The organism is Enterobacter sp. QK-SA4 (genome assembly GCF_056856775.1).
In genome coordinates this window covers 4238368-4260681 of record NZ_JBXFXH010000007.1, presented here as the reverse complement: position 1 = coordinate 4260681, position 22314 = coordinate 4238368, and the positions used below count along the sequence as shown (strand labels likewise).

The window sequence follows — 22314 nt, the reverse complement described above, 5'->3', positions numbered from 1 at the left end:
TACAGGCCGTATTTTGCCGCGGAGCGGCACTTCATTTGCTTCCAGGGTGGAAACAGGGATATTCAGGAGAAAACGTGACAAAAATCCGCCAGTTATGTTTAGTCAGTGTGTTGCTGACAAGCGGGATTGCCAGCGCGGCGAATGTCCGTTTGCAGGTTGAGGGGTTATCCGGGGCGCTACAAAAAAACGTGCGTGCGCAGTTGTCGACCATCCAGAGTGATGAGGTGACGCCGGACCGGCGTTTTCGCGCGCGCGTGGATGATGCGATCCGTGAAGGGCTGAAAGCGCTGGGGTATTACGAACCCACCATTGATTTCGATCTTCGCCCGCCGCCAAAGAAGGGGCGTCAGGTCCTTATTGCCCGCGTTTCGCCGGGTGAGCCGGTACTGATTGGCGGTACGAACGTCATCCTGCGCGGCGGGGCGCGTACCGACCGGGATTACCTGGACCTGCTCAGCACGCGGCCGAAAATCGGTACCGTGCTTAACCACGGTGACTACGACCATTTCAAAAAAGAGCTGACGAACGTTTCCCTGCGTAAGGGCTACTTCGACAGCCAGTTCAATAAAAGCCAGCTGGGGATTGCGCTGGATCGGCGGCAGGCCTTCTGGGATATCGACTACGACAGCGGAGAACGCTACCGTTTTGGCGATGTCACGTTTGAAGGTTCGCAAATTCGTGAAGAGTATCTGCAAAACCTCGTGCCGTTCAAAAAAGGGGATTACTACCAGTCGAGGGACCTGGCGGAACTGAACCGTCGTCTTTCCGCTACCGGCTGGTTTAACTCCGTGGTTGTCGCACCGGAATTTGATAAGTCTCGCAAAACGAAGGTGTTGCCGCTGCATGGCGTTGTCTCGCCGCGCACCGAGAACACCATTGAGACCGGTGTTGGCTACTCGACGGATGTTGGACCACGCGTGAGAACCTCGTGGAAAAAACCGTGGATGAACTCGTACGGTCACAGCCTGACCACCAGCCTGAGCCTCTCTGCACCCGAGCAGCAGCTGGATTTCAGCTACAAAATGCCGCTGCTGAAAAATCCGCTTGAGCAATATTACCTTCTGCAGGGCGGTTTTAAGCGCACCGACTTGAACGACACCAAGCAGGACTCCACGACGCTTGCGGTCTCCCGCTTCTGGGATCTCTCCAGCGGCTGGCAGCGCGCCATTAACCTGCGCTGGAGCCTGGACCACTTTACCCAGGCCAACGTCACCAATACCACCATGCTGCTTTATCCAGGCGTGATGATCAGCCGTACCCGCTCGCGCGGGGGCCTGATGCCGACCTGGGGCGACTCACAGCGCTACTCTATTGATTATTCCAACTCCGCCTGGGGCTCCGACGTGGATTTCTCCGTCCTGCAGGCGCAAAACGTCTGGATCCGCACGCTGTATGACAAACACCGCTTTGTGATGCGCGGCAATCTCGGCTGGATTGAAACGGGAGACTTCGAGCGCGTTCCGCCGGATCTGCGCTTCTTCGCCGGGGGCGATCGCAGCATTCGTGGGTATAAGTACAAATCGATCTCACCTGAGAACGAAAAGGGCCAGCTGACCGGTGCGTCAAAACTGGCGACCGGATCGCTGGAGTATCAGTACAACGTCAGCGGAAAGTGGTGGGGCGCCATGTTTGTTGACGGCGGTGAAGCGGTGAACGATATCCGCCGCAGCGACTTTAAAACCGGCGCGGGCGTGGGCGTACGCTGGCAGTCGCCAGTCGGACCCATCAAGCTCGACTTCGCCGTGCCTGTCGGCGACAAAGATGAACACGGATTACAGTTTTACATCGGTCTGGGGCCTGAATTATGAGTTTATGGAAGAAAATAAGCCTCGGGGTGCTGATTTTTATCGTGCTGCTGCTCGGTACGGTGGCGTTTCTGGTGGGAACGACGACCGGGCTACATCTGCTGTTTAACGCTGCGAACCGCTGGGTGCCGGGGCTGGAGATTGGCCAGGTAACGGGCGGCTGGCGCGATCTGCGTCTGAAGAACATCCGCTACGAGCAGCCGGGCGTGGCGGTGAACGCCGGGGAGTTCCACCTGGCGGTGAAGCTGGGCTGCCTGCGTGACAGCAAGCTCTGCGTCAACGATCTGTCGCTAAAAGACGTCAACGTGGCGATAGATTCGAAAAAAATGCCGAAGCCTGCGCCGGTCGAGGAGGAGGACAGCGGCCCGCTGAATCTCTCCACGCCGTACCCGATCGCGCTCTATCGGGTCGCGCTCGATAACGTCAATATCAAAATCGACGACACTACCGTGTCCGTGATGGATTTCACCTCCGGCCTGCGCTGGCAGGAGAAAAACCTCACCCTGACGCCGACGTCCCTGCAGGGATTGCTGATCGCGCTGCCGAAGGTGGCAGACGTGGCGCAGGAAGAGATCGTCGAGCCGAAGATCCAGAACCCGCAGCCGGAAGAAAAGCCGCTGGGCGAAACGCTGAAAGCTCTCTTCTCGAAGCCTGTGCTGCCGGAAATGACCGACGTTCATCTGCCACTGAATCTCAACATCGAGGAGTTCAAAGGCGAGCAGCTGCGCCTGACCGGCGATACCGATCTGACGGTCTATAACATGCTGCTGAAAGTCAGCAGCATTGACGGCAACATGAAGCTCGACGCGCTGGATATCGACACCAATCAGGGCTCGGTGAATGCGTCAGGGAATGCCCTGCTGCGCGACAACTGGCCGGTGGACATTACGCTTAACAGTGCCCTCAACATCGATCCGCTGAAAGGCGAAAAGGTGAAGGTCAAAGTGGGCGGGGCGCTGCGCGACAAGCTGGACGTCGGGGTGAATCTCTCCGGCCCGGTGGACATGGTCCTGCGCGCGCAAACGCAGCTGGCGGAAGCCGGGCTGCCGCTCAATCTTGAGGTTGTCAGCAAGCAGCTTTACTGGCCGTTCACCGGCGAAAAGCAGTTCCAGGCCGATGACCTGAAGCTGAAGCTGAGCGGCAAGATGACCGACTACACGCTCTCGTTCCGCACCGCCGTGAAGGGGCAGGGCGTGCCGCCCGCGAACATCACGCTGGATGCGAAGGGCAACGAACAGCAGGTCAACCTCGACAAGCTGACCGTCGCGGCGCTGGAAGGTAAAACCGAGCTGACCGCGCTGCTTGACTGGCAGCAGGCGATCAGCTGGCGCGGCGAGCTGAAGCTGACGGGCATTAACACCGCCAAAGAGGTGCCGGACTGGCCGTCGAAGCTGGATGGCCTGATTAAAACCCGCGGCAGCCTGTACGGCGGTACGTGGCAGATGGACGTGCCGGAAATCAAGCTCACCGGGAACGTGAAGCAGAACAAGGTTAACGTTGAAGGCTCGGTAAAAGGCAACAGCTATCTGCAGTGGGTTATCCCAGGGCTGCACGTGGCGCTGGGCCGCAACACGGCGGATATCAAAGGCGAGCTGGGGGTGAAGGATCTCAACCTGGACGCCACCATCGACGCGCCGAATCTCGACAACGCCCTGCCGGGTCTGGGCGGCACGGCGAAAGGTCTCGTGAAAGTGCGCGGTACGGTGGAGGCACCGCAGCTGCTGGCGGACATTACCGCCAATAACCTGCGCTGGCAGGAGCTGAGCGTTGCCCGCGTCCGCGTGGAAGGGGATGTGAAATCCACCGATCAGATCGGCGGTAGCCTGAACCTGCGCGTGGAGCGCATTTCTCAGCCGGACGTGAACATTAGCCTGGTCACCCTGGACGCCAAAGGGAACGAGAAGCAGCACGACCTCCAGCTGCGCGTGCAGGGCGAGCCGGTCTCCGGCCAGCTTCACCTCACCGGCAGCTTCGACCGCAAGGAAGAACGCTGGAAAGGGACGCTGGACAACACCCGCTTCAATACGCCGGTCGGGCCGCTGGCGCTCTCGCGATCCATTGCCCTCGACTACCGCAATGCCGAGCAGAAGATCAGCATTGGGCCACACTGCTGGACCAACCCGAATGCGGAGCTGTGCGTGCCGCAGACCATCGATGCGGGTGCGGAAGGGCGCGCGCAGATCAACCTCAATCGCTTCGATCTGGCGATGCTGAAGCCGTTTATGCCGGACACAACCCAGGCCAGCGGCGTCTTCAGCGGGAAAGCCGATGTGGCCTGGGACACTACCAAAGAGGGGCTGCCGCAGGGCAGCGTCACGCTGTCAGGGCGTAACGTGAAGGTGACGCAGGAGGTCAACGACGCGCCGCTGCCGGTGGCTTTCGACACCCTGAACCTGAGTGCCGATCTGCATAACAATCGCGCACAGCTGGGGTGGACGATCCGCCTGACCAACAACGGTCAGCTGGACGGGCAGGTCCAGATTACCGATCCGCAGGGACGACGTAATCTGGGCGGCAACGTCAACGTCCGTAACTTCAACCTGGCGATGGTGAACCCGATTTTCGCGCGCGGGGAAAAAGCGGAGGGTATGCTGAACGCTAACCTGCGCCTGGCAGGTAACGTGCAAAGCCCGCAGCTGTTCGGTCAGATGCGGCTCAGCGGCGTGGATATCGACGGCAACTTCATGCCGTTTGACATGCAGCCCAGCCAGATAGCGATGAACTTCAACGGCATGAGCTCGACGCTGAGCGGCTCGGTATTGACGCAGCAAGGGCAAATCAACCTGAGCGGCGACGCGGACTGGAGCCAGCTCGACAACTGGCGCGCCCGTATTGCCGCGAAGGGCAGCAAGGTGCGCATCACCGTACCGCCGATGGTGCGCCTGGACGTCTCGCCTGATGTGGTCTTTGAAGCCACGCCAAGCCTCTTCACGCTTGACGGACGCGTCGACGTGCCGTGGGCGCGCATCGTAGTTCACGACGTGCCGGAAAGCGCGGTCGGCGTCTCAAGTGATGAAGTTATGCTCAATGAAAATCTGAAACCTATAGAACAGAAGAGCGCGGGCATACCGATTAATAGCAACCTTATCGTGCACGTGGGGAATAACGTGCGGTTGGATGCGTTTGGGCTGAAGGCGAGGCTCACGGGCGATCTGAAAGTGGCGCAGGATAAACAAGGGCTTGGCCTGAACGGGCAGATCAATATTCCTGAAGGGCGTTTCCACGCCTATGGTCAGGATCTGATTGTGCGCAAAGGCGAGCTGCTGTTCTCCGGTCCACCGGATCAGCCCCTGTTGAACATCGAAGCGATTCGTAACCCGGAAGCGACGGAAAACGACGTCATTGCTGGCGTTCGCGTCACCGGTTCCGCCGACGAGCCGAAGGCGGAGATCTTCTCTGACCCGGCGATGTCGCAGCAGGAAGCTCTCTCTTATCTGCTGCGTGGACAAGGTCTGGACAGCGGACAAAGCGACAGCGCGGCGATGACCTCGATGTTAGTGGGTCTGGGGGTTGCACAAAGTGGGCAGGTTGTGGGTAAAATCGGCGAGACGTTCGGCGTAAGCAATCTGGCGCTGGACACCCAGGGGGTGGGTGACTCCTCGCAGGTGGTGGTCAGCGGCTATGTACTGCCGGGTCTGCAGGTAAAATATGGTGTGGGGATCTTTGACTCACTGGCAACTCTCACGTTACGCTATCGCCTGATGCCCAAGCTATATCTGGAAGCAGTGTCCGGCGTAGACCAGGCACTTGATCTGCTCTATCAGTTTGAGTTTTAGCAATGCGAATATTTGTCTACGGCAGTTTACGAACCAAGCAAGGCAACAGTCACTGGATGACCAATGCCCTGCTGCTGGGGAATTACAATATCGAGAACTACCAGTTGTACAGCCTGGGCCACTATCCAGGCGCGGTTCCGGGCGAAGGAACAGTACAGGGTGAAGTCTATCGTATTGATAACGCGACGCTTGCCGAACTTGATGCCTTGCGCACCAGGGGCGGTGAATACGCACGCCAGTTGATCCAGACGCCGTACGGAAGTGCGTGGATGTACGTCTACCAGCGTCCGGTCGAAGGGTTAACGCGGATTGTAAGCGGTAACTGGTTAGACAGAGACCAGTACTGAAAAAAAACAACGCCACCGTGAGGTGGCGTTGTTTTTTTATTCTTTCAATTCTCTTCTGTATCCCGGCGTCGGGTTAAAAACAGAGGAACGAACAGCATGATGTACGGGGCAATAAGCCATAAAAAACACAAGGCTCGTGAACGGCCATAGTAGTTTATGCACCGTGTATTGCTTGAAATGACGGGCAGAAAAAACAGTAAAAACAGCAGAATCACATAATCGCTTCGATAAGGGAGCCATAAGTAAAACAAAAACCAGGCAAGCTGGAATGTCATGATGCAGAGATACTGCCATTTGCTGTCTTTGCCGTAACAGTCAAACGCCTTTATGTAGCCCATCTTTATGCTTTGAAGAAAGAAACTTAGCATGTATAACGCTCACGATCGCGACGGTCAGGAGTGTGCTCGTCAGCAACGCCCCTAAAAAATAGCCGTGGGTGATATCAGTAGCACCCGAGCCTAACGTATGCAACTTACTATATCCTCTATCTACTGCAACAAAAAGCGTATATAGCCCGATGTTAATACAGAACTGCAGCAGACAAGAAACGACGATATTTCTGGGAATTCTTTTTAATAGAGTGAGTAACGCATAAATAATGCTTGATGATAGAGCGAAGTAAAGTCCGTTAAATAAACTGGATAGTAAGGAGCTATTTATTTCGCTGAATATTAAATTATCGCTTCCATAGTACCATGCGAGGTATTCATTATACGTGCTTCTGCCAAAGATAAAGGCGGCAATAATAAGGACGAATAGACTCACGATATGTCTTTTCTTACTCATAATTTTGCTCCCTTAGATAGCAGTTCCTTCATCGTTTTACTGGCTTCTAGCTGATCTTTGATTATGGCAAGATCACGAGTGTTGTGGTTATATTTTGCAATAGCAGTTGGCGTACCTTTACCACCATTGTCCATAAAGAAGACAATATCCTTACGACCATAAAGAAGAACTTGTGGGATGGGATCACGCCCATAACTCACCGCCTGCGGAAGAGAGTGGATAGACTCTGTCGTGAGGAAGCGAGGAATATTTTCATGCTCAATATTACCTAAAGGCGTTGTGGCAACAAGGGAGCCGATAAAATCGGTCGTATACACTAACGCATCTGTATCTTTGGTCGTTACTTTTGAACCTGTAATATATTTTATCTGTTGCCAAAGGGTAATATCTTTAGGGATGACCTTAACACCATCCATAAACATATCTTGCTTGCGTTTTAGCTGAATGACGGTACGGTGCACCTGTGTCAAAGAGGGGCTGATTTCCCCAACAGAAGGCATAAGGCCATCGCGGGAATACAGTCGTTCAATGATAAAATAAATTCCAGTTGGGCGGGCAACATCAATGTTAATGGATGACATATGAATCCTAAAATGAATGGGGATTAATGTTCATCATGACAGTATGTTATTAACAGCCAGGCTATTCAACCACTCCCACCATAAATGATAGGGTGTCTTTTTTGTTTTTAATACCCTGACCAAAAGGAATGGGATTCTTCTTAAAAAATCCGTTTATACTGCTTTTAACCAGGGAAATAAAAAAGCCCCGACTCGCGGGGCCTTCATAACAGCAGTAAGAATTACTTCTTAGCAGCGCGTTCGAAAGAGGCGATGATTTCTGCTTTCGCCGCTTCCGCGTTGTCCCAGCCGTCAACTTTAACCCACTTGCCTTTTTCGAGGTCTTTGTAGTGCTCGAAGAAGTGAGTGATCTGCGCTTTCAGCAGTTCTGGCAGGTCGTTCACATCTTTGATGTGATCATATTCTTTGCTCAGCTTGGTGTGCGGTACCGCAACCAGCTTCGCATCTTCACCGGATTCGTCGGTCATTTTCAGCACGCCAACTGGACGGCAGCGAATGACGGAGCCTGGCTCCAGTGGGTATGGCGTTGGGACCAGCACGTCAACCGGGTCACCGTCCAGAGACAGGGTGTGGTTGATGTAACCGTAGTTGCACGGATAGAACATCGCGGTAGACATGAAACGGTCTACGAACAGGGCGCCGCTCTCTTTGTCCACTTCGTATTTGATCGGATCTGCGTTAGCCGGGATTTCGATAACTACGTAGATGTCTTCTGGCAGTTCTTTACCCGCTGGGACGTTGAGTAAGCTCATGTCGGTGTCCTTTAAAATGGATGGTAAACAAGTGGCAGGTATTATAGCCAACTCGCGCTGAATGTCTCCGCCTGTTTTCTCTTTCTCTCCCCGCTTTCTCCACTTTTCAGACCCTTTCCATGACAGAAAAATCCATAAACTCAGCCGCATTTTTCATGGCGAAATGAAAGCGATTACAAACTTGTGATTAACGTTTTATTCACTTTTCTGAAGTGTGATGTAACGCAATTCGTTACATATTTCATGGGCTATAGTCATTCCGCAGAACATCTTTTAACCAACAATAACTCACCCTACGAGGACGTTCATATGTGGAAGCGCTTACTCCTGGTCACAGCCGTTTCGGCAGCCATGTCGTCTATGGCGATGGCCGCTCCCTTAACCGTAGGTTTTTCGCAAGTCGGCTCTGAATCTGGCTGGCGAGCGGCAGAAACCAACGTGGCGAAAAGCGAAGCTCAGAAACGCGGTATTACCCTGAAAATCGCCGATGGTCAGCAAAAACAAGAGAATCAGATCAAAGCCGTGCGCTCCTTTATCGCCCAGGGCGTGGATGCCATCTTTATTGCCCCCGTCGTGGCGACCGGCTGGGAACCCGTCCTGAAGGAAGCGAAAGACGCTGAGATCCCGGTCTTCCTGCTCGATCGTTCCATCGACGTCAAAGACAAATCTCTCTATATGACCACCGTGACGGCCAACAACGTGCTGGAAGGGCAGTTAATTGGTGACTGGCTGGTAAAACAGGTCGACGGCAAGCCGTGTAACGTCGTTGAGCTGCAGGGTACCGTCGGGGCGAGCGTGGCCATCGACCGTAAAAAAGGCTTTGCTGAGGCCATCGCTAAAGCGCCAAACATCAAGATTATCCGCTCTCAGTCCGGCGACTTTACGCGCAGTAAAGGTAAAGAGGTCATGGAGAGCTTCATCAAGGCTGAAAACAACGGCAAGAACATCTGCATGGTTTACGCCCACAACGATGACATGGCGATCGGTGCGATTCAGGCGATTAAAGAAGCGGGCCTGAAGCCGGGCAAAGATATCCTCACCGGCTCTATCGACGGCGTGCCGGACATCTACAAAGCAATGATCGACGGCGAAGCCAACGCCAGCGTGGAGCTGACGCCAAACATGGCGGGCCCGGCATTCGACGCGCTGGAGAAATTCAAGAAAGACGGCACGATGCCTGAGAAGGTGACGGTCACCAAATCTACGCTCTACCTGCCTGACACGGCGAAAGAAGAGTTAGAGAAGAAGAAAAATATGGGCTACTAAGCCTGTCTGAACATGCCGGGTGGCGCTGCGCTTACCCGGCCTACGATACGCTCTTTTGTAGGCCGGATAAGCGCAGCGTCATCCGGCTTGATGCAGGGGGAAACCATGACCACTGAACAACACCAGGAAATCCTCCGCACAGAGGGCTTGAGTAAATTCTTTCCCGGCGTAAAGGCGCTGGATAACGTTGATTTCAGCCTGCGGCGCGGGGAGATCATGGCGCTGCTGGGCGAAAACGGCGCGGGAAAATCGACGCTGATTAAATCCCTGACCGGTGTTTATCACGCTGACCGCGGCACCATCTGGCTGGAAGGTAACGCCATTTCGCCCAAAAACACCGCCCATGCCCAGCAGCTGGGGATCGGGACGGTCTATCAGGAAGTAAACCTGCTGCCGAATATGTCGGTGGCGGATAATCTGTTTATTGGCCGTGAGCCGCGACGTTTTGGTCTGCTGCGCCGCAAAGAGATGGAGGCGCGGGCGACAAAGCTGATGGAATCGTACGGCTTCTCCCTCGACGTCCGCGAGCCGCTGAACCGCTTTTCCGTGGCGATGCAGCAGATCGTCGCCATCTGTCGCGCGATAGACCTCTCGGCAAAGGTGCTGATCCTCGACGAACCCACCGCCAGCCTCGATACCCAGGAGGTGGAGATGCTCTTTACCCTGATGCGCCAGCTGCGCGATCAGGGCGTCAGCCTGATCTTCGTTACCCACTTCCTCGATCAGGTGTATGAGGTGAGCGATCGCATTACGGTGCTGCGCAACGGCAGCTTTGTCGGCTGCCGCGAAACCCGCGAGCTGCCGCAGATCGAGCTGGTCAAAATGATGCTGGGCCGCGAGCTGGAGACCAACGCCCTTCAGCGCGCCGGGCGCACGCTGCTGAGCGAGAAACCGGTCGCCGCGTTCAGCGATTACGGCAAGAAAGGCGTGATATCGCCGTTTAATCTGGAAGTCCGCCCGGGCGAAATTGTCGGGCTGGCGGGCCTGCTGGGCTCCGGACGAACCGAAACCGCCGAGGTGATCTTCGGGATCAAACCGGCCGACAGCGGCAGCGCGCTGATCAAGGGCAAACCGCAAACCTTACGATCGCCGCATCAGGCCTCCTGCCTGGGCGTCGGCTTCTGCCCGGAAGACCGAAAAACGGACGGTATTATTGCCGCGGCCTCGGTGCGGGAAAATATCATCCTGGCGCTGCAGGCCCAGCGCGGCTGGCTGCGCCCGATCCCCCGTAAAGAGCAAAACGCCATCGCCGAGCGCTTTATCCGTCAGTTGGGTATCCGCACGCCGAGCGCGGAACAGCCCATCGAGTTCCTCTCCGGCGGCAACCAGCAGAAGGTGCTGCTGTCTCGCTGGCTGCTGACCAAACCCCAGTTCCTGATCCTCGATGAACCAACCCGCGGCATTGACGTGGGGGCGCACGCCGAAATTATCCGGCTTATCGAAACCCTGTGCGCGGACGGTCTGGCGCTGCTGGTTATTTCGTCCGAGCTGGAAGAGCTGGTGGGCTATGCCGATCGCGTCATCATCATGCGCGATCGCAAACAGGTGGCAGAGATCCCGCTGGATAAGATGTCCGTTCCGGCGATCATGAATGCCATCGCGGCATAAGGAGTAAATCGTGATGCCCCGTTCGCTTTCGCAAACCGGTGAGTCAAAGCGCCGATTCAGCTGGCCAACCGGCACGCCGCAAATCGCAGCGCTGCTGGTTGTTCTGCTGGTTGATAGCCTGGTCGCGCCGCATTTCTTCCAGATTATCGTGCAGGATGGTCGCCTGTTTGGCAGCCCGATAGACATTCTAAACCGTGCCGCGCCGGTGGCGCTGCTGGCCATCGGGATGACGCTGGTCATCGCCACCGGCGGGATTGACCTTTCCGTCGGCGCGGTGATGGCTATCGCCGGGGCCACGGCAGCTTCCATGACCGTGTCCGGACACAGCCTGCCGGTGGTACTGCTGGCGGCCTTAGGCACCGGCGTGCTGGCCGGATTATGGAACGGCATTCTGGTGGCGGTGCTGAAAATTCAGCCCTTTGTCGCCACCCTTATCTTAATGGTGGCCGGGCGCGGCGTGGCGCAGCTGATTACCTCCGGGCAGATTGTCACCTTTAACTCGCCGAGCCTGGCGTGGATCGGAAGCGGCAACCTGCTGTTCTTCCCGACGCCGGTGATCGTTGCCCTGGTCACGCTCATTGTCTTCTGGCTTTTCACCCGCAAAACGGCGCTGGGCATGTTCATTGAAGCCGTCGGGATCAACATCCGCGCCGCGCGCAACGCCGGGGTCAACACCCGCCTGATGGTGATGCTGACCTACGTGCTGAGCGGCGTCTGCGCCGCCATCGCCGGGGTCATCGTCGCGGCGGATATTCGCGGGGCCGATGCCAACAACGCGGGACTCTGGCTGGAGCTGGACGCGATCCTCGCGGTAGTGATCGGCGGTGGGTCGCTGATGGGCGGGCGCTTTAACCTGCTGCTCTCGGTGATTGGCGCGCTGATCATTCAGGGAATGAACACCGGGATCCTGCTTTCGGGGTTCCAGCCGGAACTCAACCAGGTGGTGAAAGCGGTGGTCGTGCTTTGCGTGCTGATCGTCCAGTCGCCGCGCTTTGTCAGCATCATTAAGGGGATCCGTGGCCATGATAAAACGTAATTTACCGTTGATGATCACGCTGGGCGTGTTTGTGCTGGGGTACCTCTACTGCCTCACCCAATTCCCCGGTTTTGCGTCGACGCGCGTGATTTGCAATATCCTGACCGATAACGCCTTTTTAGGCATCATCGCCGTCGGGATGACCTTTGTGATCCTCTCCGGCGGGATCGATCTCTCCGTCGGGTCGGTGATCGCGTTTACGGGCGTGTTCCTCGCGAAGGCGATCGGCTTCTGGGGGATCTCTCCGCTGGTGGCGTTTCCGCTGGTGCTGGCGATGGGCTGCGCGTTTGGCGCCTTTATGGGGCTGCTGATCGACGCGTTAAAAATCCCGGCGTTTATCATTACCCTCGCGGGAATGTTCTTCCTCCGTGGAGTGAGCTATCTGGTGTCGGAAGAGTCGATTCCGATTAACCATACGGTGTACGACACGCTCTCCAGCCTGGCCTGGAAAATTCCCGGCGGCGGCCGCCTGAGCGCGATGGGGCTGCTGATGCTGGGCGTGGTGGTGATTGGCATCTTCCTCGCCCACCGTACCCGGTTTGGCAATCAGGTGTACGCCATCGGCGGTAGCGCCACGTCGGCAAACCTGATGGGGATCTCCACCCGCAGCACCACCATCCGCATCTATATGCTCTCGACCGGCCTGGCGACGCTGGCGGGTATCGTCTTCTCGGTGTATACCCAGGCGGGCTATGCCCTTGCAGGCGTGGGCGTGGAGCTGGATGCGATTGCTTCTGTGGTTATCGGCGGCACGCTGCTGAGCGGTGGGGTCGGTACCGTGCTGGGAACGCTGTTCGGCGTGGCTATCCAGGGGCTGATACAAACCTATATCAACTTTGACGGCACGCTCAGCTCCTGGTGGACGAAAATCGCCATCGGCATTCTGCTGTTTATTTTTATTGCCCTGCAGCGCGGTCTTACGGTGCTCTGGGAGAACCGCCAAAGCTCACCTGTTACCCGCGTAAACACATCGGTAACAGAGCGATAACACGCTGAATTTGCTTAAAGTCTAAACATTTTCCGGTAGCGGCCGATACTCTTTTTTTATGCCCAGAAATATCTCGCTACCGGAAATAATATCATGCTTAAAACGCTATCGATTCGTACCGGCTTGCTCTCTTTACTGGCCGTTATGACCCTTCTGCTGCTGATTGTCAGCGGCATTGGCATTTATGCCCTCACACAGAGTTCTTCTTCACTGCAGCGTATTAATCACCTTCAGGGTGAGCAGATGGTGCAGCTTAATTCAGGCTATACGCTGATCCTGCGCGCGCGCAATGAGGCGGGCCAGGCCGTCCGCATGATGGAAATCGGCATGCTGGACGATGCGGCCAAGGCGGTAAAAAACATCAATCAGGAAGTTGCCCTGGCTCAGAAAACCCTGAAAGGCGTGATCGACGGCGGCGTGGCTGACGAGCAGGGGCAACAGCTGCTCAACAAAGTGTCAGCCAGCCTGGCGACGTATAACCAGCAGGGGATCAACCCGATGCTGAAAACCCTCAATGACCAGAGCGCGGACGGGTATTACGATCTGCTGGAGAAGACGCTGATTCCGGTGGCGAAGCAGTTTGATAACGATATGCAGGCGTTTCAGAAATGGAGCGAAGCGCGTGGTCAGGCGGAAGTGAGCGCCGTGCAGGCGAGCAAAACCCGCGTCCTGATCCTGATTATCGTCGCCGCGCTGCTGACGGCGGGCATTATCGTGCTCGCGTGGCTGGCGCTGCGCCATATGCTGCTCAAGCCGCTTTCGGCCTCGATCGCTCAGCTGGAGAACGTGGCGGCGGGGGATTTAACCCATACGCTGAATGCCCCCGCGAGCCAGGAATTTAACCGCCTCAACGCGGTGATAGAGCAGATGCGACAGTCGCTGATGAACTCGGTTATGCGGGTACGCGATGCCAGCGCGCAGATTGACACCGGCAGCCGCGAGCTGACGCTGGGGAACCGCGATCTTGCCGAGCGTACGGAATCCACCGCCACGTCGCTGGAGCAGACGGCGGCCAGCATGGAACAGATCACCGCGACGGTGAAGCTCAACGCCGATAACGCCGAACAGGCGCACCAGCTGGCGAAGTCGGTGTCCGACACGGCCGATCACGGCAGCGAAATGGTCTGCTACGTAATTGAAAAAATGCGCGATATCTCGGGCAGCTCGGCGCGCATCGCCGACATCCTGAGCGTGATCGACGGTATTGCCTTCCAGACCAATATTCTGGCGCTTAACGCCTCCGTGGAAGCGGCGCGCGCGGGCGAGCAGGGGCGCGGGTTTGCCGTCGTCGCGGGCGAAGTGCGAAACCTTGCCAGCCGCAGCGCCGACGCGGCGAAAGAGATCCGATCGCTTATCAGCGATTCGCAGACCCACGTTAACGAGGGCAGCGAGCTGGCCCAGCAGGCTGGCGAAACCATGGACGAAATCGCAACAGAAGTGCTGCGCATGACCAAATTGATGCGTGAGATTGCGACCGCGTCTCAGGAGCAGAGCCGTGGTATTGAGCAGGTGAATATTGCGGTGAATCAGATGGACGAAACCGCGCAGCAGAATGCGGCGCTGGTGCAGCAATCCTCCGCCGCGACCCGCTCCCTTGAGGAGCAGTCGCGTCAGCTGATGGAAGCCATGTCATCATTCAAAGTGACGACTCAGACCGCTGCATAATATTACCCAGCCCCGGTACGTTCTGTTCCGGGGTTTTATTTTTTCCGGAATTAACTGCCGCAATATTATCGTGAATATCACCCATTAATATTTCCAGCGAACTGGTTAAGGCTAACGCTTTTTCCGTCGGTTCAAGGTATAAACCTTTGCGGAAAAATAACGGTTCATCAAAGAGTTGATTAAAACGCTTTAAGGCCAGGCTCACCGCCGGACGTGACATCTCCAGACGCAAAGAGGCTTTTGCCATGCTGCCGCAGCGGACGACTTCAATAAATACAGGGATAAGATTTAAATCAATGCCGGTATTAGCACGGGAATAATTTTTCATTGCGATTCTGCTCCACGAAATATCTGTCAAACTGTTATGGAAATAATGCAGGAGCAGTGGTGAATATTAAAGCATGTTTTTTATAAACACTTATACGGTAAAATATATAAATGACCAGGGGAGCCAGAACGGCTCCCCTGTAGAGAGGCATTACGCGTCCGGGTACTCACGGATAAAACGTTCAACGTCTTCAACCATGTGGTTGTTGCCGACGAAGAATGAACGGCGCTGGTGAAGGCTTTCCGGCACGATATCCAGAATACGCTCTTTACCGTCGCTCGCCTTGCCGCCCGCCTGTTCGGCGAGGAACGCCATCGGGTTGCACTCGTACAGCAGACGCAGTTTCCCGTCCGGATGGCTGGCGGTGCTAGGGTAGAGGTAGATCCCGCCTTTCAGCAGGTTACGGTGGAAATCCGCGACCAGAGAGCCAATATAGCGCGACGTGTACGGGCGCTGGGTCGCTTTATCTTCTTCCTGGCAGAATTTAATGTACTTCTTCACGCCGTTCGGGAAGCGGATGTAGTTGCCTTCGTTGATGGAGTAGGTGTTGCCCTTCTCCGGGAAGCGCATGCGTTCCTGGCTCAGGCAGAAAACGCCCAATGACGGATCGTACGTAAAGGCGTGAACTCCGCAACCGGTGGTGTACACCAGCATGGTGGAGGAGCCATAAACGACGTAACCGGCAGCAACCTGGTTAATGCCCGGCTGCAGGAAATCTTCTTCGGTCACCGGCGTGCCAACAGGCGTGACGCGGCGGTAGATGGAGAAAATGGTACCGACAGAAACGTTAACGTCGATGTTTGAGGAACCGTCGAGCGGATCCATCAGAACAACGTATTTAGCGTGTTCACACCCTTCGAAAACAACAATTTCATCTTCTTCTTCGGAGGCGATACCCGCAACGATGTCGCGCGCGCGCAGTGCAGCTTTCAGTTTTTCATTTGCGAACAGATCGAGCTTCTGTTGAACCTCGCCCTGAACGTTCTCGGCACCGCTGGCACCCAGGATATCGACCAGACCGGCCTTGTTGATATCGCGGTGGATGATCTTAGCGCCCAGCTTTATTGCCGACAGCAAAGCAGTGAGTTCACCGGTAGCATGAGAGAACTCGTGCTGCTTTTCGACAATAAATTCACCTAACGTTTTCATAACACTTTCCCTGCATCTTTGTGAGTAGAGCGATTGTATGTTCACTAAAACGACTAAAGCCCAACAATCTTAACAAATATTCAAATAGTAGCGCAGAGGTGAATCGCGCCAGCAGGATACGGATTTTCCTGAAATGCGTTTCACACCCGCTAACATGTGAGTAAAATGTGCGCCACATTGAAGAAGGATAGTGACGTATGCGCATTCATATATTGGGGATTTGTGGCACTTTCATGGGCGGACTGGCAATGCTGGCGCGCTCGCTGGGCCATGAAGTGACGGGTTCGGACGCCAATGTGTATCCGCCAATGAGCACACTTCTGGAGAAACAGGGCATCTCGTTAATTCAGGGCTACGATGCCAGCCAGCTGGATCCAGAGCCGGACCTGGTGATCATTGGCAACGCCATGACCCGCGGCAATCCGTGCGTCGAGGCGGTTCTGGAACGCAATATTCCGTTCATGTCCGGTCCGCAGTGGCTGCATGACTTCGTCCTGCGCGACCGCTGGGTGGTTGCCGTTGCCGGTACCCATGGCAAAACCACGACCGCGGGCATGGCGACCTGGATCCTCGAAGCCTGCGGCTACAAGCCGGGCTTTGTGATTGGCGGCGTACCGGGAAATTTCGACGTTTCTGCGCGTCTGGGCGACAGCCCGTTCTTCGTGATCGAAGCCGACGAATACGACTGCGCGTTCTTCGACAAGCGCTCCAAGTTCGTGCATTACTGCCCGCGCACGCTGATCCTCAACAACCTTGAGTTCGACCACGCGGATATTTTTGACGACCTGAAAGCGATCCAGAAACAGTTCCACCACCTGGTGCGCATTGTTCCGGGCCAGGGGCGCATCATCCTGCCGGAAAACGACATCAACCTGAAGCAGACGATGGCGATGGGCTGCTGGAGCGAGCAGGAGCTGGTGGGCGAGCAGGGCCACTGGCAGGCGAAGAAGCTCAACGCCGATGCCTCCGAGTGGGAAGTGCTGCTCGACGGTGAAAAAGTGGGTGAGGTGAAGTGGGGCCTGGTGGGCGAGCACAACATGCACAACGGCCTGATGGCCATTGCTGCGGCGCGTCACGTGGGCGTTCAGCCTGCGGATGCGGCCAATGCGCTAGGTTCGTTTATCAATGCCCGTCGCCGCCTGGAGCTGCGCGGTGAAGCCCACGGCGTTAGCGTGTATGACGATTTCGCGCACCACCCAACGGCCATTCTGGCGACGCTTGCCGCCCTGCGCGGCAAGGTCGGCGGGACGGCCCGCATTCTGGCGGTGCTGGAACCGCGCTCGAACACCATGAAGATGGGCATCTGCAAAGACGATCTCGCGCCGTCATTAGGACGCGCCGATGAGGTCTTCCTGCTGCAGCCGCAGCATATTCCGTGGCAGGTGGCGGAAGTGGCCGATGCCTGCATTCAGCCTGCGCACTGGAGTGCGGATGTGGATGCGCTCGCGGATATGGTGGTGAAAGCCGCTCAGCCTGGCGACCACATTCTGGTGATGAGCAACGGCGGTTTTGGTGGGATCCATCAGAAGCTGCTGGACGGTCTGGCGAAGAAAGCGGAAGCGGCAGCCGCAGAGTAAAAAAAGCCCGGTGGCGCTTACGCTTACCGGGCCTACTTTCCCGTGTTTTCTCCCTCGCCCCTCCGGGGAGAGGGCCGGAGTGAGGGGGAAGAGATTACTCTTCGTTCTCAGACAGCTCGCGCAGATACTGGAAAATCAGGCGCGCAGACTTCGGCGGCTTATTCCCTTCTTTCTCTTTCTTCGCGTTGCGGATCAAGGAACGCAGCTGCTGGCGGTCGGCATCCGGCCACAGGTTCAGCACTTCCGGCACGGCGTCATCACCCTGTTCAATCAGACGATCGCGGATCTGCTCCAGCTTATGGAACAGCGCAACCTGCTGGTTGTGGCGGTTTTTCAGCTTGTCCAGCGCCTGGCGGATCGGATCGACGTCGCGCTGACGCAGCATTTTCCCGATAAGCTGAAGCTGGCGACGACGGCCTTCTTTCTTGATTTTCTGTGCCAGTTCAATGGCATCCCGCAGATCCTGGTCGAGCGGGATCTTGTCCAGCGCGTTTTTACCCAGTTCTACCATTTCCGCGCCAAGCTGTTTTAACTCTTCGGCGTCACGTTTAATTTCACTTTTACTGACCCAGATGATCTCATCATCTTCGTCTTCGATGTCATCACCGGGAACGTCGTCGAGCCAGTCTTCGGGCTGCTTAGTCATGTCAGGCTCCTTAAAAAAAGAGGCTAATGTTACCAGTTAAGACGCGCACTGAAAAACGGTTCTCTGTTAGACTTCAGTTAACTCTCTCTTACAGTATGGCATTTGCGATGAAAGTAACCTCACAAGTTGAAGCGCAGCGTAAGATTCTGGAAGAAGCCGTCTCCACCGCGCTGATGCTTGCTTCAGAAAAATCAGATGGCGCCGAAGTGGCGGTCAGCAAAACCACCGGCATCAGCGTAAGTACCCGCTATGGTGAAGTGGAGAACGTAGAATTCAACAGCGATGGCGCGCTAGGGATCACGGTGTATCACCAGAACCGCAAAGGCAGCGCGTCATCCACCGATCTCAGCCCGGATGCCATTGCCCGCACGGTGCAGGCTGCGCTGGATATCGCCCGTTATACCTCCCCGGATCCTTACGCAGGCGTGGCGGATAAAGACCTGCTGGCGTTTGACGCGCCGGATCTCGATCTTTTCCACCCGGCGGAAGTGACCCCGGACGAAGCGATCGAACTGGCCGCGCGCGCCGAGCAGGCTTCGCTGCAGGCCGATAAGCGCATCACCAATACCGAAGGCGGCAGCTTTAACAGCCACTACGGCATCAAAGTCTTCGGCAATAGCCACGGCATGCTGCAGGGCTACTGCTCCACCCGTCATTCGCTCTCCAGCTGCGTGATCGCCGAAGAGAACGGTGACATGGAGCGTGACTACGCCTACACCATTGGCCGCGCGCTGGGGGATTTGCAGTCTCCTGAGTGGGTGGGTAAAGAGTGTGCCGAACGCACGCTGTCACGCCTGTCGCCGCGTAAACTCTCCACCATGAAGGCCCCGGTCATTTTTGCCAACGAAGTGGCAACCGGTCTGTTTGGCCATCTGGTGGGCGCTATCGCGGGCGGCTCGGTTTACCGTAAATCGACCTTCCTGCTCGACTCGCTGGGCAAGCAGATCCTGCCGGAATGGCTGACCATCGAAGAGCATCCGCACCTGCTGAAAGGGCTGGCCTCCACGCCGTTCGACAGCGAAGGCGTGCGCACCGAACGTCGCGATATCATCAAAGACGGTATTCTGACCCAGTGGCTGCTGACCAACTACTCCGCGCGCAAGCTGGGGCTGAAAAGCACCGGACACGCTGGCGGCATTCACAACTGGCGCATTGCCGGACAGGGGCTGAACTTTGAGCAAATGCTGAAAGAGATGGGCACCGGTCTGGTAGTCACCGAGCTGATGGGCCAGGGCGTAAGCGGCATCACCGGAGACTACTCGCGCGGCGCGGCGGGCTTCTGGGTGGAAAACGGCGAAATCCAGTATCCGGTGAGCGAAATTACCATCGCCGGCAACCTGAAGGACATGTGGCGCAATATCGTTACGGTCGGTAACGATATTGAAACACGTAGCAATATACAGTGTGGTTCTGTACTTCTGCCGGAAATGAAAATCGCCGGTCAGTAATATCCGTAAAGGCGTTTTAATAATAAAAAAGGAAGTGAGCAATGCGTAAACATCTGTTAGCGATCGTCGCGGCTTCAACGCTGGTTCTTGGCTCTTCTGCGTTTGCTGCCGATCTTGAAGACGACATGGGCATCCTCGGTCAAAACCTGAAGGTGGTGCAGAAAACCGACAATGCGGCTGAAATGAAAGACGCGCTGACCAAAATGCGTGAAGCGGCGCTGGACGCACAAAAAGCGACGCCTCCTAAGCTGGAAAGCAAAGCGGCAGACAGCGCAGAGATGAAAGACTACCGCCACGGCTTTGACGTGCTGGTCGGCCAGATCGACGGCGCGCTGAAGCTGGCTAACGAAGGCAAGGTGAAGGAAGCCCAGGCGGCGGCCGAGCAGTTTGTGACGACCCGTAACACGTATCACAAGAAATACCGTTAACCGATCGCGCATCTGACAAACAACCAGCGGGGGCCAGTGGCTCCCGTTTTTTTTACGCGGTAATAAGTAAACCCTATCGCCATCACATTTTTGCGTCACCACGCCTGAACGTTTCGTTTCCCTTGCGCGCGTTTTGCCGCTGGAATACGTGATATTCATCACGCAAATACCGGGATTAATTCAGATTCACCGCATTTATGTGGCACAGATCACTGCTGCGGCTCGCCTTTCCACTTCGAAGTGGAAAACAACTCGCTACAAACAATTCCCCCCCAACGTTAGTTTTATTCCAGAGCCATTAACGGGGTAAGACCAGTGATTAACGGAGCGGTAATGAACGACGTTGGGGAACAGGCGGAGCAGACAGAACAGCTCGCGAACACCATGCTGCAGCAGGTTTATGCCCTGCTGGCCCGGAACAACATCATCCCCAATGCGGTACAGGAGCAGATGCTCACCTCCCACGTGCGCGCAATGGCGCACCGGTCCGTGACCGGCGAGCCGCTGCCGGAGGTTGAAGCAGAGCTGTTTGACGAAATTTCACCGGATTCAATGCGGCTCGCCCGTGAAGTGGTCGCGCAGTTTGGCAATCTTCCTGATGAAGAAGCCTGGCTGCTCTCCGTTCACTTTGAAGTCGCGAAAGACAACCTTTAAGGAGCAACACATGGAACAGATTACAGTCGTGATTGGCGATCGCCTGGGTAAAGGTCAGAAAGTGGCTGCCGGTGTGGAAAAAGCAGGTGGACGCGCGGTGGTTGTACCGGGCATGGCAGCGGATATGAAGCTCGGCGACGTGATGAAAGCGGAAAACGCCACCTTCGGCATCTCCTTCTGCGGCAGCGGCGGTGCGGGTGCCATCACTGCCCAAACCAAATATGGCTACAAGGCCAAATACGGCATGCGTTCCGTGGAAGAGGGCGTGACCGCCATTAACGAAGGCTGCAACGTGCTGGGCTTTGGCTTTATGGATAAAGAAGAGCTGGGCGAGCGTCTGGTGCAGGCGTGGCAGAAGAAATACGGCGCATAAGCATGAAAGAACAGTTCACAACCACGGTGAGAGTGAAGGGGAAGGGCGACGCCAAAGCGCGCGCCTTTGCCGACGCGCTCAACCACGTTCAGGCCGCGGTGATGAAAGCCTCACCGCATATCTTACTGCGTATTGAGCCACAGGATGTGCAGGTCGTTCAGGCGCAAGAAGCGGTGCGAAAAGAAGCGTTTCTGTTCTTCTTTCTGCGCCGGGAAAGACGCACCTACAGCGTGGAGCTGGATGTGACCGTCAACGTGACCGCTATCAATCTTGACCAGGTGGATTTCGTCACGCAACGCTGATTATTCATAAAAGGGCAGACTGATGTTCTTAATTATATTAATAAAATCGCTCATCATTGGCGGCCTGGTTGGCGTCGGTGTCGGAGCCGGGGCTGCACGCATGTTTCATGCGCCTACCACTCAGGGTATGGGCGCGTTTCGTACGTTGGGGGAACTGAACTCCTGTGAAGGGGATCCGGCGTCCCACTTCTCCTTTGGGTTAGGTTTCTTCTTTAACGCCTGGGCCTCTTCCGTGGCCGCAGGGGCTTTCACACAGGACGTTGACCACCGCATCATCCCGAACTGGGGTGCTGCTGCACTGATGATCAAAAACCGTAACGTCGGCGAAACGCTGCACGACCCGCGCAAAATGGCAATTGCCTGCGGCGTGATTGGCATGCTCGTCGTCACCTTCCTGAACCTGACCGCCTCCTCCGTTCCGGCAGCGCTTCAGGTCACCGCCGTGAAGGTGCTGGTACCGGCGGCAAACCTGCTGGTGAACACCGTGATGCCGGTGATCTTCTGGCTGGCGGCCATCGACGCGGGTAAAAAATCGGGCTTCTGGGCCACCATCTTCGGCGGCGCGGCGCAGCTGATCATGGGCAACGCCGTACCGGGCCTGGTGCTGGGGATCCTGATCGGGAAAGGCGTGGAAGAGAGCGGCTGGAACCACGTCACCAAAGTGATGATGGCGGCTATCGTTCTGCTCTTCGTGCTGAGCGGCTTCTTCCGCGGCTTCGACATGAAGATGATCGAATCCTTCCATCTGACCGTGCCGAACTGGCTCGACATGATCCACAACTCGCTCAGCGGTAAATAA

Annotated in this window: 21 protein-coding genes; 15 read left to right on the top strand and 6 right to left on the bottom strand. The window is 56.2% G+C overall.

Annotated features, from left to right (window positions below; genetic code table 11):
* Positions 1 to 74: 74 nt before the first annotated feature.
* From tamA to AC1VYI_RS22120, 3 genes are read left to right on the top strand one after another with little or no spacing between them, the layout of a single operon-like run.
* Positions 75 to 1808, top strand: coding sequence for an autotransporter assembly complex protein TamA (gene tamA / locus AC1VYI_RS22130; protein ID WP_126303708.1), 1734 nt, complete (start codon positions 75 to 77; stop codon positions 1806 to 1808).
* On the top strand, positions 1805 to 5581 hold the full coding sequence (tamB, locus tag AC1VYI_RS22125; RefSeq protein WP_226483405.1) for an autotransporter assembly complex protein TamB: 3777 nt from the start codon (positions 1805 to 1807) through the stop codon (positions 5579 to 5581). Before tamA ends, tamB begins: the two co-directional genes overlap by 4 nt.
* A 2-nt stretch (positions 5582 to 5583) precedes the next feature.
* The gene (locus AC1VYI_RS22120) at positions 5584 to 5928 is read left to right on the top strand and encodes a gamma-glutamylcyclotransferase family protein (protein WP_014830431.1); all 345 of its coding nucleotides are present in this window, start codon (positions 5584 to 5586) and stop codon (positions 5926 to 5928) included.
* A 315-nt stretch (positions 5929 to 6243) separates the two neighbouring features.
* On the opposite strand, the gene AC1VYI_RS22115 is transcribed toward AC1VYI_RS22120, so the two are convergent.
* The 3 genes from AC1VYI_RS22115 to ppa form a co-directional block, all read right to left on the bottom strand.
* Positions 6244 to 6714: a hypothetical protein gene (locus AC1VYI_RS22115; RefSeq protein WP_045402308.1), complete on the bottom strand. Its 471-nt coding sequence runs from the start codon at positions 6712 to 6714 to the stop codon at positions 6244 to 6246.
* Positions 6711 to 7295: a hypothetical protein gene (locus AC1VYI_RS22110; protein ID WP_045402311.1), complete on the bottom strand. Its 585-nt coding sequence runs from the start codon at positions 7293 to 7295 to the stop codon at positions 6711 to 6713. Before AC1VYI_RS22110 ends, AC1VYI_RS22115 begins: the two co-directional genes overlap by 4 nt.
* Positions 7296 to 7516: 221 nt before the next feature.
* Entirely contained in the window at positions 7517 to 8047 is a 531-nt protein-coding gene (gene ppa, locus AC1VYI_RS22105) for an inorganic diphosphatase (protein WP_010427397.1), read from the bottom strand.
* Between the two features lie 309 nt (positions 8048 to 8356).
* Between ppa and ytfQ the strand changes: the two genes are divergently transcribed.
* From ytfQ to AC1VYI_RS22080, 5 genes are all read left to right on the top strand, one after another.
* Positions 8357 to 9313, top strand: coding sequence for a galactofuranose ABC transporter substrate-binding protein YtfQ (gene ytfQ / locus AC1VYI_RS22100; protein WP_045402315.1), 957 nt, complete (start codon positions 8357 to 8359; stop codon positions 9311 to 9313).
* 105 nt (positions 9314 to 9418) lie between these two features.
* A complete protein-coding gene (ytfR, locus tag AC1VYI_RS22095) occupies positions 9419 to 10921 on the top strand; it encodes a galactofuranose ABC transporter, ATP-binding protein YtfR (RefSeq protein WP_134866858.1) in 1503 nt (500 codons plus the stop codon).
* A gap of 10 nt (positions 10922 to 10931) precedes the next feature.
* Positions 10932 to 11957 carry a galactofuranose ABC transporter, ATP-binding protein YtfT gene (gene ytfT / locus AC1VYI_RS22090; RefSeq protein WP_029741734.1) on the top strand — a complete coding sequence of 342 codons (1026 nt, stop codon included), beginning with the start codon at positions 10932 to 10934 and terminating at the stop codon, positions 11955 to 11957.
* A complete protein-coding gene (yjfF, locus tag AC1VYI_RS22085) occupies positions 11944 to 12945 on the top strand; it encodes a galactofuranose ABC transporter, permease protein YjfF (protein ID WP_134866857.1) in 1002 nt (333 codons plus the stop codon). The genes ytfT and yjfF overlap by 14 nt, the downstream gene beginning before the upstream one ends.
* 93 nt (positions 12946 to 13038) lie before the next feature.
* A complete protein-coding gene (locus AC1VYI_RS22080) occupies positions 13039 to 14610 on the top strand; it encodes a methyl-accepting chemotaxis protein (protein ID WP_134866856.1) in 1572 nt (523 codons plus the stop codon).
* Here the strand turns inward: AC1VYI_RS22080 and AC1VYI_RS22075 are convergent.
* The gene (locus AC1VYI_RS22075; protein ID WP_023310177.1) at positions 14582 to 14938 is read right to left on the bottom strand and encodes a helix-turn-helix domain-containing protein; all 357 of its coding nucleotides are present in this window, start codon (positions 14936 to 14938) and stop codon (positions 14582 to 14584) included. The two genes, AC1VYI_RS22080 and AC1VYI_RS22075, sit on opposite strands and share 29 nt — an antisense overlap.
* A gap of 150 nt (positions 14939 to 15088) precedes the next feature.
* Entirely contained in the window at positions 15089 to 16087 is a 999-nt protein-coding gene (gene fbp, locus AC1VYI_RS22070) for a class 1 fructose-bisphosphatase (RefSeq protein ID WP_023310178.1), read from the bottom strand.
* Between the two features lie 197 nt (positions 16088 to 16284).
* On the opposite strand from fbp, the gene mpl reads away from it, so the two are divergent.
* The gene (mpl, locus tag AC1VYI_RS22065) at positions 16285 to 17664 is read left to right on the top strand and encodes a UDP-N-acetylmuramate:L-alanyl-gamma-D-glutamyl-meso-diaminopimelate ligase (protein WP_023310179.1); all 1380 of its coding nucleotides are present in this window, start codon (positions 16285 to 16287) and stop codon (positions 17662 to 17664) included.
* Positions 17665 to 17758: 94 nt separating this feature from the next.
* Here mpl and yjgA read toward each other — a convergent pair whose 3' ends face one another.
* Positions 17759 to 18310: a ribosome biogenesis factor YjgA gene (yjgA, locus tag AC1VYI_RS22060; RefSeq protein WP_008501414.1), complete on the bottom strand. Its 552-nt coding sequence runs from the start codon at positions 18308 to 18310 to the stop codon at positions 17759 to 17761.
* A gap of 95 nt (positions 18311 to 18405) precedes the next feature.
* On the opposite strand from yjgA, the gene pmbA reads away from it, so the two are divergent.
* From pmbA to AC1VYI_RS22030, 6 genes are all read left to right on the top strand, one after another.
* On the top strand, positions 18406 to 19758 hold the full coding sequence (gene pmbA, locus AC1VYI_RS22055) for a metalloprotease PmbA (protein ID WP_023310180.1): 1353 nt from the start codon (positions 18406 to 18408) through the stop codon (positions 19756 to 19758).
* A 41-nt stretch (positions 19759 to 19799) separates the two neighbouring features.
* The gene (gene cybC, locus AC1VYI_RS22050) at positions 19800 to 20186 is read left to right on the top strand and encodes a cytochrome b562 (RefSeq protein ID WP_008501412.1); all 387 of its coding nucleotides are present in this window, start codon (positions 19800 to 19802) and stop codon (positions 20184 to 20186) included.
* Between the two features lie 315 nt (positions 20187 to 20501).
* Positions 20502 to 20840 carry a glycine dehydrogenase gene (locus tag AC1VYI_RS22045; protein ID WP_025911967.1) on the top strand — a complete coding sequence of 113 codons (339 nt, stop codon included), beginning with the start codon at positions 20502 to 20504 and terminating at the stop codon, positions 20838 to 20840.
* 10 nt (positions 20841 to 20850) lie between these two features.
* The gene (locus AC1VYI_RS22040) at positions 20851 to 21213 is read left to right on the top strand and encodes an SFCGS family glycine-rich protein (protein ID WP_023293430.1); all 363 of its coding nucleotides are present in this window, start codon (positions 20851 to 20853) and stop codon (positions 21211 to 21213) included.
* 2 nt (positions 21214 to 21215) lie between these two features.
* Positions 21216 to 21515 (top strand): DUF4312 family protein, encoded by a 300-nt coding sequence (locus AC1VYI_RS22035; protein ID WP_006810338.1) that lies wholly within the window; start codon positions 21216 to 21218, stop codon positions 21513 to 21515.
* Between the two features lie 22 nt (positions 21516 to 21537).
* Positions 21538 to 22314: a DUF4311 domain-containing protein gene (locus AC1VYI_RS22030; RefSeq protein WP_023310182.1), complete on the top strand. Its 777-nt coding sequence runs from the start codon at positions 21538 to 21540 to the stop codon at positions 22312 to 22314.